Annotated in this window: 13 protein-coding genes; 5 read left to right on the forward strand and 8 right to left on the reverse strand. The window is 67.6% G+C overall.

Annotated features, from left to right (window positions below):
• The first annotated feature begins 53 nt into the window (after positions 1–53).
• A complete protein-coding gene (locus CB0101_RS13345; RefSeq protein ID WP_043716970.1) occupies positions 54–440 on the forward strand; it encodes an AbrB family transcriptional regulator in 387 nt (128 codons plus the stop codon).
• On the opposite strand, the gene CB0101_RS13350 is transcribed toward CB0101_RS13345, so the two are convergent.
• Together CB0101_RS13350 and CB0101_RS13355 are read right to left on the reverse strand one after the other, a co-directional pair.
• A complete protein-coding gene (locus CB0101_RS13350; protein ID WP_010303818.1) occupies positions 428–1,030 on the reverse strand; it encodes an HdeD family acid-resistance protein in 603 nt (200 codons plus the stop codon). The two genes, CB0101_RS13345 and CB0101_RS13350, sit on opposite strands and share 13 nt — an antisense overlap.
• Before the next feature lie 45 nt (positions 1,031–1,075).
• Positions 1,076–1,747 carry a riboflavin synthase gene (locus CB0101_RS13355; protein WP_010303819.1) on the reverse strand — a complete coding sequence of 224 codons (672 nt, stop codon included), beginning with the start codon at positions 1,745–1,747 and terminating at the stop codon, positions 1,076–1,078.
• 55 nt (positions 1,748–1,802) lie between these two features.
• Between CB0101_RS13355 and CB0101_RS13360 the strand changes: the two genes are divergently transcribed.
• Positions 1,803–2,363, forward strand: a complete 561-nt coding sequence (locus tag CB0101_RS13360) for a bifunctional nuclease family protein (RefSeq protein ID WP_010303822.1) — start codon at positions 1,803–1,805, stop codon at positions 2,361–2,363.
• 52 nt (positions 2,364–2,415) lie between these two features.
• Entirely contained in the window at positions 2,416–3,489 is a 1,074-nt protein-coding gene (locus CB0101_RS13365; protein ID WP_010303824.1) for an aldo/keto reductase, read from the forward strand.
• Between the two features lie 11 nt (positions 3,490–3,500).
• Here the strand turns inward: CB0101_RS13365 and CB0101_RS13370 are convergent, their stop codons facing one another.
• Genes CB0101_RS13370 through topA form a run of 5 tightly spaced genes read right to left on the reverse strand, consistent with a single transcriptional unit; the run spans position 3,501 to position 9,430 of the window.
• Positions 3,501–4,556, reverse strand: coding sequence for a hypothetical protein (locus CB0101_RS13370; protein ID WP_010303825.1), 1,056 nt, complete (start codon positions 4,554–4,556; stop codon positions 3,501–3,503).
• 26 nt (positions 4,557–4,582) lie between these two features.
• Positions 4,583–5,692, reverse strand: coding sequence for a nicotinate mononucleotide-dependent phosphoribosyltransferase CobT (gene cobT, locus CB0101_RS13375; protein ID WP_010303827.1), 1,110 nt, complete (start codon positions 5,690–5,692; stop codon positions 4,583–4,585).
• Positions 5,689–6,327: a DUF2232 domain-containing protein gene (locus CB0101_RS13380; RefSeq protein ID WP_010303830.1), complete on the reverse strand. Its 639-nt coding sequence runs from the start codon at positions 6,325–6,327 to the stop codon at positions 5,689–5,691. Before CB0101_RS13380 ends, cobT begins: the two co-directional genes overlap by 4 nt.
• On the reverse strand, positions 6,324–6,719 hold the full coding sequence (locus CB0101_RS13385) for a hypothetical protein (RefSeq protein ID WP_010303832.1): 396 nt from the start codon (positions 6,717–6,719) through the stop codon (positions 6,324–6,326). Before CB0101_RS13385 ends, CB0101_RS13380 begins: the two co-directional genes overlap by 4 nt.
• Positions 6,719–9,430, reverse strand: coding sequence for a type I DNA topoisomerase (gene topA, locus CB0101_RS13390; RefSeq protein WP_010303834.1), 2,712 nt, complete (start codon positions 9,428–9,430; stop codon positions 6,719–6,721). The genes CB0101_RS13385 and topA overlap by 1 nt, the downstream gene beginning before the upstream one ends.
• Positions 9,431–9,560: 130 nt before the next feature.
• Here topA and CB0101_RS13395 point away from each other — a divergent pair, with 130 nt between their 5' ends.
• A complete protein-coding gene (locus CB0101_RS13395) occupies positions 9,561–11,123 on the forward strand; it encodes an NAD(P)H-quinone oxidoreductase subunit N (RefSeq protein WP_371413631.1) in 1,563 nt (520 codons plus the stop codon).
• Positions 11,123–11,833, forward strand: coding sequence for an ABC transporter ATP-binding protein (locus CB0101_RS13400; RefSeq protein ID WP_010303838.1), 711 nt, complete (start codon positions 11,123–11,125; stop codon positions 11,831–11,833). Before CB0101_RS13395 ends, CB0101_RS13400 begins: the two co-directional genes overlap by 1 nt.
• Here CB0101_RS13400 and CB0101_RS13405 read toward each other — a convergent pair.
• Entirely contained in the window at positions 11,830–12,759 is a 930-nt protein-coding gene (locus tag CB0101_RS13405; protein ID WP_136644304.1) for a M23 family metallopeptidase, read from the reverse strand. The genes CB0101_RS13400 and CB0101_RS13405 overlap by 4 nt on opposite strands.
• Positions 12,760–12,793: the final 34 nt, after the last annotated feature.

The following is a 12,793-nucleotide window of genomic DNA, read 5'->3' on the forward strand; positions in this document are numbered from 1 at the left end:
AGATCTCAGCCAAGCCGGTGTTCGTTGAAGAGAAAGTGAGCACTCCCGTGCAGATGCTGGAAGGGAAGGCCCTGCTCGATAAGGCTCGGGCGCTGAGCAATCGCCCGGAAGATCAGATCGCCAGAGCCTGCGGCTATGTGGGCCCCAGCGGCCGCTTACTGAAGAAGAGCTTCTACCGCGCGCTGGTGGAAGCGAAGGGCTACAAGCTGCCCAGCCACGCCAGCTCAGGAGGCGGTGGTGGCGGCACCCGCGGCCGCCAAGCTGAATTCCGCACGCGGGTGCATGGCAACGGCAACCTGCTGATCGGCCACGCCTACACCCGCCGGATGGGTCTGGAGCCGGGCCAGGAATTCAAGATCGAAATCCACCAGGAAACCGGCTCCATCTGGTTGCTGCCCATGGACGACAGCAACCCAGGAGAGGAGGATCAGGCCGGCTGAGCCGGGCCACCACGGTCGTTGGGACCGTGGAAGGCGGCGCTGAACACCAGCAGATCAATGCCGCTGAACAGGAAGCTGATCCCTACCAGGATTCCAAGCACGCTCAGCAAACCGCCGGCTTTCATCGTGACGATGATCACGCCGAGGATGAACGTCACGATGCCGTTGGCCAGACCCCAACCCCAGCCGGCCATGTCGCGGTGAGAGAGGGCCACGATCGCGGCCACCACACCTTCCACCAGGAACACGATGCCGATGGCAAACGCCAGCGCCGCCACCTGAGCCGCCGCTGGCACGATGCCGGCGCTGAACTGCTGAATGATCCAGGCACCGGTAACCAGGAACAAGGTGGAAACCACCAGGCGCCAGAAGCAATGCCAGCGGCTCAGGCGGCGTGACCGGTTCAGGCTGTTGATCCAGCCGAAGATGCCACCCACCAGAAAGGCCAGGGCCACGATCACGGTGACCCAGGCGGAGGCGATCACGGGGAACAGCAGCGCCAGGACGCCGAGCACCAGCAGCAGGATGCCCTCGGCGATGGTGAAACTGCGCAGGGAACTCAGATCGAGTTCCGGTCTGTCGGAAGCCATAGAAAACGGTCGTCTACCAGAAGGTAGACATCACCGCTGCGATCGTCAGCTCCAGCCGTGTTCAGCCAGCCAGCCAGCGGTGATCGCGGGTGCCGAGGCGGCGTTGGCATCGCCCTGCTGATGCCAACGCAGCAGCCGTTCGGTGTACTTCGCCAGGAGGTCGGCCTCCAGATTCACCACATCCCCCACCCGCAACTGCTGCAGCGTGGTGGAGCTCCAGGTGTGGGGAATCACGGCAATCCAAAAGTCCGCCCCATCGGCGCTGCAATCGGCCACGGTGAGGCTGATGCCATCCACCGCCACGCTGGCCTTCTCACACACGTAGCGGCCGTAGGCGGGGTTGCTCCAGCGCAGCACCAGCCGCCAGGAAGCCGGTTGCTGTTCCACCGCCACCACGCGACCCAAGCCATCCACGTGGCCGCTCACCAGATGCCCGCCAAGCCGATCCGCCAGGCGCAGGGCCGGTTCGAGATTCACCCAACCGCGCCGATCGGCCTTGGCGGCGAGGGTGGTGCGGGCCAGGGTTTCCTCGCTCACATCGGCCTTGAAGCCATGGGCTGAACGCTCGGTCACCGTGAGGCAGACGCCATCCACCGCCACGCTGTCGCCGAGGGCCAGGGCGCTGGGATCGAGCCCGGCTTCGGCCGAGACCCGCAGCTCCACGCCGCCACTGCAACGCTGCAGCTGCCCCACGGCCTGCACCAGCCCTGTGAACATGCGGTGCCCTGATCAACCCTGGCCATAATCGGGCAAGGGCGTCTGCAGGCAAGCGATGGTTGAGATGCGAGTGGCCGGCATCGCCCTCGACGCCGCCAGCCGCAGCCCGATCGTGCTGCTGCGTGATCCCTCTGGCCGCCGCCAGGTGCCGATCTGGATCGACCAGGCCCAAGCGCAAAACATCATGGCTGGGCTGAAAGATCAGCCCCCCGCCCGGCCCCTCAGCCACGATCTGATGGCCAAGCTGCTGGAGGCGGGCGGCCTGGAGCTGCAGCGGGTGATCATCCACACCATTGAAGACAGCACCTTCCGGGCGGTGCTCAAGCTCAGCGGCAGTGATGGCCAAAGCCACGAGCTCGATGCCCGGCCCAGTGATGCCATCGCCCTGGCCGTGCGCACCGGCAGCGGCATCTGGATGCTGGAGGAGGTGGTGGCCGATGCCTCCATACCGGTGGATGCCGAAGCGGATGCGGAGGATGCCGCCGATTTCCGTCGCTTCCTCGATGGGATCAGCCCCGCCGAACTGGTGCGCAACATCCGCCAGGCCCAGAGCGACAGCGACGCGGAACAGGGCGGCGATGAGGAGGCCCCCGGCGGTGAACCCACCCCCAGTTGAGCGGCGCCCCTTCGGCCGAGGTCCGGCGGTTTCACCCTTCTGCCTGGGCACGATGCGGGCCACCGGCAGTGCCGAGCAGATGGCAGCGGTGCTCACAGCAGCCCTGGCGGCCGGGATGAACCACGTGGAAACGGCTCCGGCCTACGGCATGGCCGAGCGCTACCTGGGGCTGGCACTGCGCGACCTGAAGGAGCGCGATCCAGCCACCCACGCCGATCTGGTGATCACCAGCAAACTGCTGCCGGGCCTCAGCCTGGAGGAAGGCCAGCAGCAGCTGCAGGCCTTGCTGGAGCGGCTGGGGTTAACCCAGCTCCACAACCTGGCGGTGCATGGCCTCAACCGGCCGGAGCACCTGAGCTGGGCCCTCGAGGGCGCCGGCGCTGAGCTGCTCCGCTGGGCGCAGGAGGAAGGGCTGGTGGGGCAGGTGGGCTTCTCCAGCCACGGCAGCAACGCCTTGATCGAGCAGGCGCTGGCGAGTGGGCACTTCAGCTTCTGCAGCCTGCATGTGCACCTGTTCGATCAAACCCGGCTGGCCATCGCGAAAGAGGCCCTGCAGGCCGGGATCGGAGTGCTGGCCATCTCCCCGGCTGACAAAGGCGGACGGCTGTATGCCCCCTCAGCGGAGCTCCTGGCGGATTGCGCTCCGTTCCACCCCCTGGAGCTGGCCTATCGCTTTCTGCTGGAGGCCGGCATCTCCACCCTCAGCCTCGGCGCTGAACAGCCGGAGGATCTGGCCCTCGCCGAGCGACTGAGCGGTGCAACGCCCTGGCTCAGCGATGCCCATCAGAGCGCCCTGGCCCGGCTGGCGGCAGCCGGCCAGACGCGCCTGGGCGCCGAGGCCTGCGGGCAATGCCGAGCCTGCCTGCCCTGCCCCAGCGAGGTGCCGATTCCCGAGCTGCTGCGCCTGCGCAACCTGGCCGTTGGCCACGGCATGGGTGCCTTCGCGCAGGAGCGCTACAACCTGATCGGCCGTGCTGGCCATTGGTGGGAGGAGCGCAATGCCAGCGCCTGCCAGCGCTGCGGCGATTGCCTGCCCCGCTGCCCCCACCAGCTCCCGATTCCCGATCTGCTGGCCGACACCCATCAGCGACTAGCGGCGGCGCCGCGGCGGCGGCTCTGGGGCTGAAGCGCGAGCGTCTACCCCGCCATCGCCTGATCCCAGAGCTGCTGGAGACCTTGGCGCTCGGCAGGCGGCAGCGGCGGCAGGTTGGTGCAGCGGGCCAGCAGCTCAGGCGGCGGCAGCAGCAACGGCCGCAGCCGTTGAGGCCAACGCTGGAGAGCAGGATTCAACGCAGCAGCGGGCAAAGGCGGCACCCAACCGGCCGCCAGCAAACGATCCAGCAGCGGCAGGTTCAGGCCGTCGCGGATCCACTCCAGTGGCAGAGGCGCGCCGGCCGGCCCCGTGCGCACCAACAGCTGCCACCACAGCGGTGAGCCCGTGGCCGGCAGCACGGCCGCCAGGCGGGGATCACGCTGGAGCAACGGCACAGCGCGCTGACTGGTGACCACCGCCGCATCGGCATCGCCGGCCAACAGAAAATTGAGCCCCTGGCGTTCATCCAGGCTGATGGCTTGGCCGTGCAGGCGGCGCAGCTGCTCCACCAAGCGCGGATCCTCCCCGCCTGGAGCCAGGCCGAGTTGGCGCCGCGCCAACTCGAGCAGCAGCCTTGGGCTAGCCGGCAGCACCAGCCGCTGGCGAAGGGTGGGATCCAGCAGTAACGACCACCCCTCGCTCTGGCGCCGCAGCAGATCCGGCCGGTTGCGCAGCAGGATCACCCAGGTGCCAAAGGCCCAGGGGAACGCCTTGACCGGTGCTTCAGGCCCAGCGAACAAACGGCTGGGGGCCTGGGCCATGGGATCCAGTGCATCCAGCAGCGCTGAAGCCTCGATGGGCTGCAACAGCCCATCCGGAAGTTGCTGCACCCAACCATCCCCCAGGCTGCTGAGGCTGGGGAGGTCGCCCGAGCGCTTCAGCTGCTCCAGCAGCTCGGCGGGATCCTCCAGCAGCTGCGAACGCCAGGCCGTCGGCAGGGCCTTAAGCCAGGCCGGCGGCAGCTGGCCGCGCACCGTGAGCAGTCGACCGGCTTCGGCGCCCTGGCGGCAGCCCGCCAGGGATCCAGCGGCCAGGGCGGTGCCCCCCAAGCTGGCCAGCTGCAGCAGGTGGCGGCGCGAGAGCAGAGGGGCTTGAGCCATGGCCCGACCCTAAGGGGCAAGACCGATCAGATCAGTTGGCTGCAGGCCTGATCGCAGGCGGCGGCCAAGGCCTCCGGGCTGCGGCCGCTGAGCTCCCATAGGGCCGCCAAACCACCCGCGCCCACGCCTTCTTTCACATACCCCTGCTCAAACGCCAGCAGCTGAGGAGAGGCGCAGTGGATGAAGCGCAGGGAGGCCGCAAAGGCGAGCGGCGCATGCCCCCAACGGGCGTGGATCTGCTTCAACAACCGCACCAGATCACTGCCGGGTTCCCCCGCCACCCAGGCGGTGGTGGCGATCGCGCTGTGCGCTGCAACCAACGAGCGCTGGGCGGGCTCAGCCAGGGCAAGCGCCACCGCCAGCACCGCAGCCATTTGGCTGCCACCGGCCAACAACACCGGCAAGCCGGCCATGGCCGCCTCGAGCAGTAGCCCAGCCGCCAGGGGTTGCATCGGATCCCCCACCGCTGCCAGCACCTGCTCCGCCGCCGCCGGATTGGGGAGCTGCGCCGCGGCCAACCCCTTGGCCACCAGCTGCGCCTTGAGGGCATGGGCGGGCTCCCGCAGGCTGCCGCTCACCAACCCAGCGGCGGGCACCCCCAGGCCCTCGAGCACCGCCTGGGCCGTGCTGGTGCCCCCGGGAACGCATTCCGCCAGCAGCAAAGGCCGCCGGCGCTGGGCCAGCTGCCCTCCCCAGCGCCGGCCGAGGGCGATCAGCGCGAGCACCCGCTGCTGTTCGATCGCCGCTCCTGTGCTGAGGCAACGGGCCGGGCGATGGCCCAGCTGCAGATGGGGCACCGCCGGCGGCACCGCTGCCCCCGCATCCACCACCAGTGGCTCCAGCGCCAGCTGCTCCACCACCACCCGGGAGATCAGCGCCGGGCTCACCCCCGCCGGCAGAGGCGGAAGGGCGTGAGGGCGAGGTTGGCCCGGCCCTAGCAAGAGCAACTCCGCATCGGCTGCGGCCGTGAGCCGGCGACTCTCCGGTGTGGCACCAGCGGCCGAGATACCGGGCACGGCGGCGGTGTCAGTGCCGGCCAGCAGCAGCAACACCCGGGTATCGCGGGCAGCGGCGGCCACCTGGGCACACCATCGCTCCGCCTGCAGGGGATCACCGCTGAGGCGCTGGAGCGTCAAAGGGGATCGAGAGCGAGCAGGGGCCGCAGCACCGCCGGCGGCGGGCTGATCGGGCTGCGCAGGCGGGGGAAGATCCACAACGCCACCGCATGCAAAGCCAGCACGTAAATCACGTTCTGGAGCAGCACCAGCCCCAGGGCCAAGAGCTGCACCTGCCAGAGCTCCGGGCCGCCACCGAGTTGCAGCAGGCCGCTGAGCCGCTCGAGCAACTGGGCCGCCGCGGTGGTGATCACCACCCAAAGGTTTTCACCGAGCAGCACCGACACCACCGCCACCCGCACCAGAAAACCCGTAGCGCCGATCAGCACACCGACGCTCCAGCTGATCCACCAGCTGAGCTTCTGGGTCCAGCACCAACCGAGCCAGAGAGCCAGCAGCGTGTATGGGAACAGCACCAACGGGCCCCGGATCGGCCCCATCAAGGCCACCAGCAGCAAGGCCGATACGGTCACCCCCTCCACGGCGCAGCGGCGGTTGTGGCGCAGCTGCAGGAGCGCCAGCGGCAGCGGCAGGGCCAAGCGAAACAGGGCACCGCCCACCGGCAGGTAGTAGAGACCCACCCACAACAAGGCCGTGGCCGCCGCCAGATAGGCGGTGTCGGTGAGTTGATGGGCCTGGCGACGGCTGAGGCTCATCGGGCTGGCGGGGCCGGCGTGGTGCGCAGGGGCGCCGCAGCATCCGCACCGGCAGCCGGCACCCGCTCGATCGTTTCCACCTCAAAGGCCACACCGGCCTGACGCAGCGCATCGGTCACCGCTTCAGCCGGCGATGAGGGATCAGCGGCGGGCAGCTTGATCGTCACGCGGTAGGGAGCCGGCGTGAGGGGTTGTGCAGCCGGCGCGGGCTTGGGCTCAGGCTTGGGGGGCTCGGGTTTGGGCGTAGCTGCCACGTCTGGCTTAGCCGGCGGCGCCGCTGGGGGCGCGGGGGGCTGGGAGAAGCTGCGTGAGAGCTGATCGCCAAAGGGCGTGCCGCTGCAGCCGGTCACAGCAACAGCCAGCAGCAGCGGCGTCAGCCGTGACAGCTGCATCAGCTGTCGGCGGCGCGGATCACCCGCACGGCACTGGCCCGGAGGCGGCCGGTTTTGGTGGTCGCCGGGGCCTTCTTGGCGGCGGGCTTTTTAGCCGCCGGTTTCTTGGCCGCCGTACCCGCTGCCTTACGCCCCTTGCCCTTGCCGGCCGCGGCCTTGGCCGCCAGCAGTTCCACCGCCTGCTCGAGGGTGATCGTGTCGGCGGTGGTGCCCTCCGGCAGGGAGGCGTTCACCTTGCCCTGCTTCACATAAAGGCCGTAGGGGCCATCAAACAGCTGGATCGCCTCATCGGCGCCCTCAGGCGTGCCGAGATCTTTCAGGGCCGTGCGGCCGCCGCGGCCGCGTTTGGGTTGAGCCAGCAGTTCCACGGCCCGCGACAGACCCACCATCAGCACATCGTCTTCGGCCTTGAGGGAGCGGTAGTCCTTCTCGCCCTTGCCCTTGTGGTGCACCACATAGGGGCCAAAGCGACCGAGGCCGGCTTCGATCTTGCCGCCGTCGGGGTGTTCGCCGAGGTGCCGCGGCAGGCGCAGGAGGCCGAGGGCGTCTTCAAGGGTGAGGTCTTCCGGTTTGGTGCCCTTGGGCAGGGAGGCGCGCTTGGGCTTGGGGTTCTCGTCGCTCACCTGGCCCCGCTGCACGTAGGGGCCGTACTGGCCAAACAGCAGATACACCAGATCGCCGGTTTCAGGGTCTTCCCCGAGGGATTCGGGCCCATCAGCCTTCTGCTTGAGGATCAGCTCGGCCTTGTCGGCATCGAGATCGGCTGGGGTGATCTCATTGGGCAGCGTGGCCTTGAGCAGCTCCTCGGTGCCGTCATCGGCCACCCGCTTGGTTTCCAGATAGGCACCAAAGCGGCCGATGCGCACCACACAGGGCAGCCCTTCCAGCTCGATCGTGCGCGAGGCGGTGGGGTCGATGTCGCCCTCGCGCTGCTGCACCTGGGCTTCCAGGCCCTGGTCGCCCTTGTAGAAGCTCTCCAAGTAGGGCAGCCACTGCACCTGCCCGTGGGAGATCTCGTCGAGGGTGTTCTCCATGCGAGCGGTGAAGCTCGTATCCACCAGATCAGGGAAATGCTCCTCCAGCAGGGCCGTCACCGCAAAGGCCGTGAAGCTGGGGGTGAGGGCGTTGTTCTGGAGGGTGGCGTAGCCGCGGTCGACGATCGTTCCGATGATCGAGGCGTAGGTGGAGGGGCGACCGATGCCCTCCTTCTCCAGCATCTTCACCAAGGCCGCTTCGCTGTAGCGGGCAGGGGGCTGGGTCTGGTGTCCGAGGGCCTCCACTCCCTTGCAGGCCGGGCTGTCGCCGGTTTTGAGCGACGGCAGGAGCACCTCCTGACCTTCCAGGGCGGCATCGGGATCGTCGCTGCCTTCCACGTAGGCCCGGAAGAAGCCGGGGAAGTCGATGCGCTTGCCGGTGGCGCGGAAGGCGGCCGTACCGAGGCTGCCGCCATCAGCCTCAAGGTCGACACTCAGCATCGTGAGCTTGGCGTCGGCCATCTGGGAGGCCACGGTGCGCTTCCAGATCAGCTCGTAGAGAGCCAGATCACGGCCGTCGAGGCCCGTGGCCGATGGATCGCGGAAGCTCTCACCGGCAGGACGAATCGCCTCGTGAGCCTCCTGGGCGTTGCGGGCCTTGGTGGAGAACTGGCGGGCCGAGGGGCTCAGATACTCCTTGCCGTATTTGTCGGCCACGCAGCTGCGGGCGGCGTTGATCGCCTGGTCGCTGAGATGCACCGAGTCGGTGCGCATGTAGGTGATGAAGCCGCGCTCGTACAGGCCCTGGGCCGTGCGCATGGTTTCGCGGGCCGAGAGCCTCAGCTTGCGGTTGGCCTCCTGCTGCAGGGTGCTGGTGGTGAAGGGGGCCACCGGCTTGCGGGTGCTGGGCTTTTCCTCCACGGCCGCCACGGTCCAGGGGGCCGCCAACACGGATTCCCGCAACTGGCGCGCCTCGGCTTCAGCGAGCAGGCGAACCTTGCTCCCCGCCTTGAGGCCACCGGTTGCTTCATCGAAATCAGAACCACCGGCGATGCGCTCGCCTTTGAGGTGGGTGAGCTTGGCTTCGAAGCCAGCGCTGCCCTGCTGCAGCTGGGCCTTGAGATCCCAGTAACTGCCGCTCTTGAAGGCCCGCCGGGCTCGTTCACGCTGCACCAGCAACCGCACCGCCACCGATTGCACCCGGCCGGCGCTGAGGCCCCAGGCCACCTTCTTCCACAGCAGCGGCGAGAGGGTGTAACCCACGAGGCGATCGAGGATGCGCCGCGTTTCCTGGGCGTGCACCAGCTCCATATCGAGCTCGCGGGTCTGCTCCAGCGCCCGGCCGATCGCTTCTTTAGTGATCTCGTGGAACACCATCCGCTTCACCGGCACCTTCGGATTCAGAAGCTGCAGCAGGTGCCAGCTGATTGATTCCCCTTCCCGGTCTTCGTCCGTGGCCAGCAGGAGCTGATCAGCGCCCTTGAGGGCGTCTTTGAGTTCCTTCACCACCTTTTTCTTGTCCTTCGGCACCACGTAGAGCGGCTCGAAGTTGTTGGCGGTGTTCACGCCGAGATTGGCCCACTTCTCACCCTTGTGGGCCGCCGGAATCTCACTGGCGTTGTTGGGCAAGTCACGCACGTGCCCCATCGAGGCTTCCACCTTGAAGTCCTTGGGAAGGAACCCGCGGATGGTGCGGGCCTTCGTGGGGCTCTCAACGATGACGAGGGTGTGCGCCACAGGCAGGCGGTAAACCGCTTCCCTCTTTATCGCACCGGCGGTCAAGCCCTGGCTCTGAAACCAGATCCAGCCGACAGCGCGGCTACAGTCCCCCCCAACGGGCGACCTTGATCCAGCTGTGCACTCTCTTCTGGCCGAGGCCGGCTCAGCGGCAGCTCCTGCGGTGAGCGCGATCACCTCCCTGCAGCTCAATGCAGGCGCGGTGGCACCAGAAGGGGCTGTGCTCCTGGCCATGCTGGCTTGCCTGCTGGTGGACCTGGCCGGCGAGAAGGCCGCATCACGCTGGGTGCCCCTCTTTTCGTACATCGGTTTGGGCACGGCCTTGGGCCTGCTGGCGTTGCAGTGGAACGCCTCGCCGCTGGAGCCCTCGTTCCTGGGGTCCTTCCTGGCCGACAACCTGGCCATTGCCTTCCGGGCCGTTGTGGCCGCCTCCACGCTGTTGTCGCTGCTGATCAGCTGGCGCTATGTGGAGCGGGCCGGCACGCCGGTGGGTGAATACGCCGCAATCCTGCTGGCCGCCACCCTCGGAGCCATGCTCCTCTGCGGCTCCACCGACCTGGTGAGTGTGTTTGTGTCGCTGGAAACCCTCTCGGTGGCCAGCTACCTGCTTTCGGGCTACATGAAGCGCGACGCCCGCAGCTCGGAAGCCGCTCTGAAATACCTGTTGGTGGGCTCAGCTGCAGCCGCCGTGTTCCTCTATGGCGCCTCCCTGCTGTACGGCCTCACGGGCGGCAGCACCAGTCTGGATGCAGTAGCCCTGGCCCTGCAGAGCAGCGCCTCGCCGGTGGCGGCTCTGGCACTGGTGTTTGTGCTGGCCACCGTGGCCTTCAAGATCGCCGCGGTTCCCTTCCACCAGTGGACACCGGATGTCTACGAAGGCTCTCCCACCCCTGTGGTGGCCTTCCTCTCGGTCGGTTCCAAAGCCGCTGGCTTTGCCCTGGCGTTGCGCATCCTGGTGGGCTGCTTTGAGCCCTTTGAAGCTCAGTGGAAGCTGCTGTTTACGGTCCTAGCGATCCTCAGCATGGTGCTGGGCAACGTGGTCGCCCTGGCCCAGACCTCGATGAAGCGGATGCTGGCCTACAGCTCCATCGGTCAAGCCGGTTTTGTGATGATCGGCCTGGTGTGCGGCACCGAAGACGGCTATGCCGCGATGGTGCTCTACATGGCGGCTTACCTGTTCATGAACCTGGGGGCCTTCGCCTGCATCATCCTGTTCTCACTGCGCACTGGCTCTGATCGCATCAGTGATTACGCCGGCCTCTATCAGAAAGATCCGCTGATCACCCTGGGCCTCAGCCTTTGCCTGCTCTCCCTGGGCGGCATCCCGCCGATGCTGGGCTTCTTCGGCAAGATTTATCTCTTCTTCGCCGGCTGGGCTGACGGCCAATACCTCCTGGTGGTGGTGGGCCTGCTCACCTCGGTGGTGTCGATCTACTACTACATCTCGGTGATCAAGATGATGGTGGTGAAAGAGCCGCAGGAAGCCTCCGAAGTGGTGAAGGCTTATCCCGAGGTGAACTGGAGCGTTGCCGGTCTTCAACCCCTGCGCGCGGCCCTGATCTCCTGTGTGGCTGTTACCGCTGTGGGCGGCATCCTCTCCAACCCGCTGTTCGGCTGGGCGAATGGTGCCGTGGCCGGCACGCCGATGCTGCAGAAAGCTCTAGCTGCTACCGCCAATCTCCCCGTCGGTTGATGACACACACCGCTGCGCCGCTGGTGGCGGAGCTGGATCACATCCGCAAGGTGTACGGCAGTGGAGACACCGCCGTCACCGCCCTGGATGACCTGTGCCTGAACGTGCGCCGCGGTGAATACCTGGCGGTGATGGGCACCTCCGGCTCGGGCAAAAGCACGGCGATGAACATCCTGGGCTGCCTCGATCGCCCCAGCGGCGGCAGTTACAAGCTCAACGGCACCGCTGTGGAACACCTCAGCGACGACCAATTAGCCGACCTGCGCAATCGCGAACTGGGCTTTGTGTTTCAGCAGTTCCACCTGCTGCAGGAGCTCACGGCCCTGGAGAACGTGATGCTGCCCATGGTGTATGCGGGTGTGCCGGCTGAGCGGCGGCGGGAGCTGGGAATCGCGGCACTGCAACGGGTGGGGCTGGGTGAACGCCTCAACAACAAACCCAACCAACTCTCCGGCGGCCAGCAGCAGCGGGTGGCCGTCGCTCGGGCGATCATCAACAACCCCAACCTGCTGCTGGCGGATGAGCCCACCGGCGCCCTGGATTCCCGCACCACCAAGGAAGTGCTCGATCTCTTCGATGAGCTCCACCGCGAACAGGGAATGACGATCCTGCTGGTCACCCACGAACACGATGTGGCCGCCCGCGCCGAGCGGATCGTGCACTTCCACGATGGCCGGCTGGTGGACAGCGGCGCAGGCTCCCAGGACTAGCCCTGGGTCGCCGGCCGCTCCAGGCTCTGCAGCAGTTGCCCCATCAGCAGGGCGATCGCATCACTGCCCTGCAAACCATTGCCGGGATCAAAGTCGCCCGGATCAATCGCCACCCAGCCACCGGCCGCCGGCTCCCGCAGCTCGAAATGCAGGTGAGGGCCGGTGCTTAATCCCGTGCTGCCCACCCGGCCGATCACCTCGCCCTGGCGAACCACATCGCCGGCTTTCACATAGAGCTCGGAGAGGTGGCCGTAAAGGCTGCGGCGCAGCGGCCGTTGATGTTCCACCTCCACCGCCAGTCCATAGCCGCCCGCCAGGCCACTGCTCACCACCTTGCCGCTCAGGGCCGCCACCACCGGTGTGCCCTCCGGCGCCGCCAGATCTTCGCCGGCATGCAGCCGCCAGGCCCCGAGCAGCGGATGCAACCGCCAACCAAAGCCGCTGGTGTTCACCGCACTGCCGATGATCGGGAGCAACAAGCGGCGGTTGCCATTGCCCAGCACCGGTGCGGGGCGGGGCGTAACCCGAAACACGCTGGCCAGGTTGAAACTGCCGCCATTGCCGGCGAGCAGCGCCGACACAGGGACGGTGAGCGGCGGCAGGGGCATGCCGTTGGCATCCATCCGCCCGCCCCAGGCGGTATTGCCATTGCTGCCACCGCGGCGCCCCCAGCGCAGGGCAATACCGCCACGGCACTCCCGGGCGGAGAGAGCACCGCCGCGGCAGGCCTGCTGGAACGCCCCCACATCAAGAGGAGCCAGGCTGCCGGCACCACGCACCAGATTGCGCTCACTGGGGGTCACCACCCCTTGGCGCACCAGCTCATCCAGGGATTGATCAAAACGCTTCGGCGCTGTGGCCGCACCACTCAGCCGCGCGGGATCAGGCCGCAGCGGCCCGGCAGTGCTCCCCGGCGGAGGCAACAGCGGTGCGACTGGGGTTGGTGTGGGCGGCGATGCC

It is taken from the genome of Synechococcus sp. CB0101 (assembly GCF_000179235.2).
In the GTDB taxonomy this organism is placed as follows: domain Bacteria; phylum Cyanobacteriota; class Cyanobacteriia; order PCC-6307; family Cyanobiaceae; genus Vulcanococcus.

Bases quoted from the DNA above. Each gene is read 5' to 3' on its own strand.
- CB0101_RS13385 (WP_010303832.1), bottom strand. From the start codon at position 6,719: ATGCAGCTGTCACGGCTGACGCCGCTGCTGCTGGCTGTTGCTGTGACC.
- CB0101_RS13355 (WP_010303819.1), bottom strand. From the start codon at position 1,747: ATGTTCACAGGGCTGGTGCAGGCCGTGGGGCAGCTGCAGCGTTGCAGT.
- CB0101_RS13370 (WP_010303825.1), bottom strand. From the start codon at position 4,556: ATGGCTCAAGCCCCTCTGCTCTCGCGCCGCCACCTGCTGCAGCTGGCC.
- CB0101_RS13345 (WP_043716970.1), top strand. From the start codon at position 54: ATGCTGGAAGGGAAGGCCCTGCTCGATAAGGCTCGGGCGCTGAGCAAT.
- CB0101_RS13350 (WP_010303818.1), bottom strand. From the start codon at position 1,030: ATGGCTTCCGACAGACCGGAACTCGATCTGAGTTCCCTGCGCAGTTTC.
- CB0101_RS13400 (WP_010303838.1), top strand. From the start codon at position 11,123: ATGACACACACCGCTGCGCCGCTGGTGGCGGAGCTGGATCACATCCGC.
- CB0101_RS13365 (WP_010303824.1), top strand. From the start codon at position 2,416: ATGCGGGCCACCGGCAGTGCCGAGCAGATGGCAGCGGTGCTCACAGCA.
- CB0101_RS13360 (WP_010303822.1), top strand. From the start codon at position 1,803: ATGGTTGAGATGCGAGTGGCCGGCATCGCCCTCGACGCCGCCAGCCGC.
- CB0101_RS13380 (WP_010303830.1), bottom strand. From the start codon at position 6,327: ATGAGCCTCAGCCGTCGCCAGGCCCATCAACTCACCGACACCGCCTAT.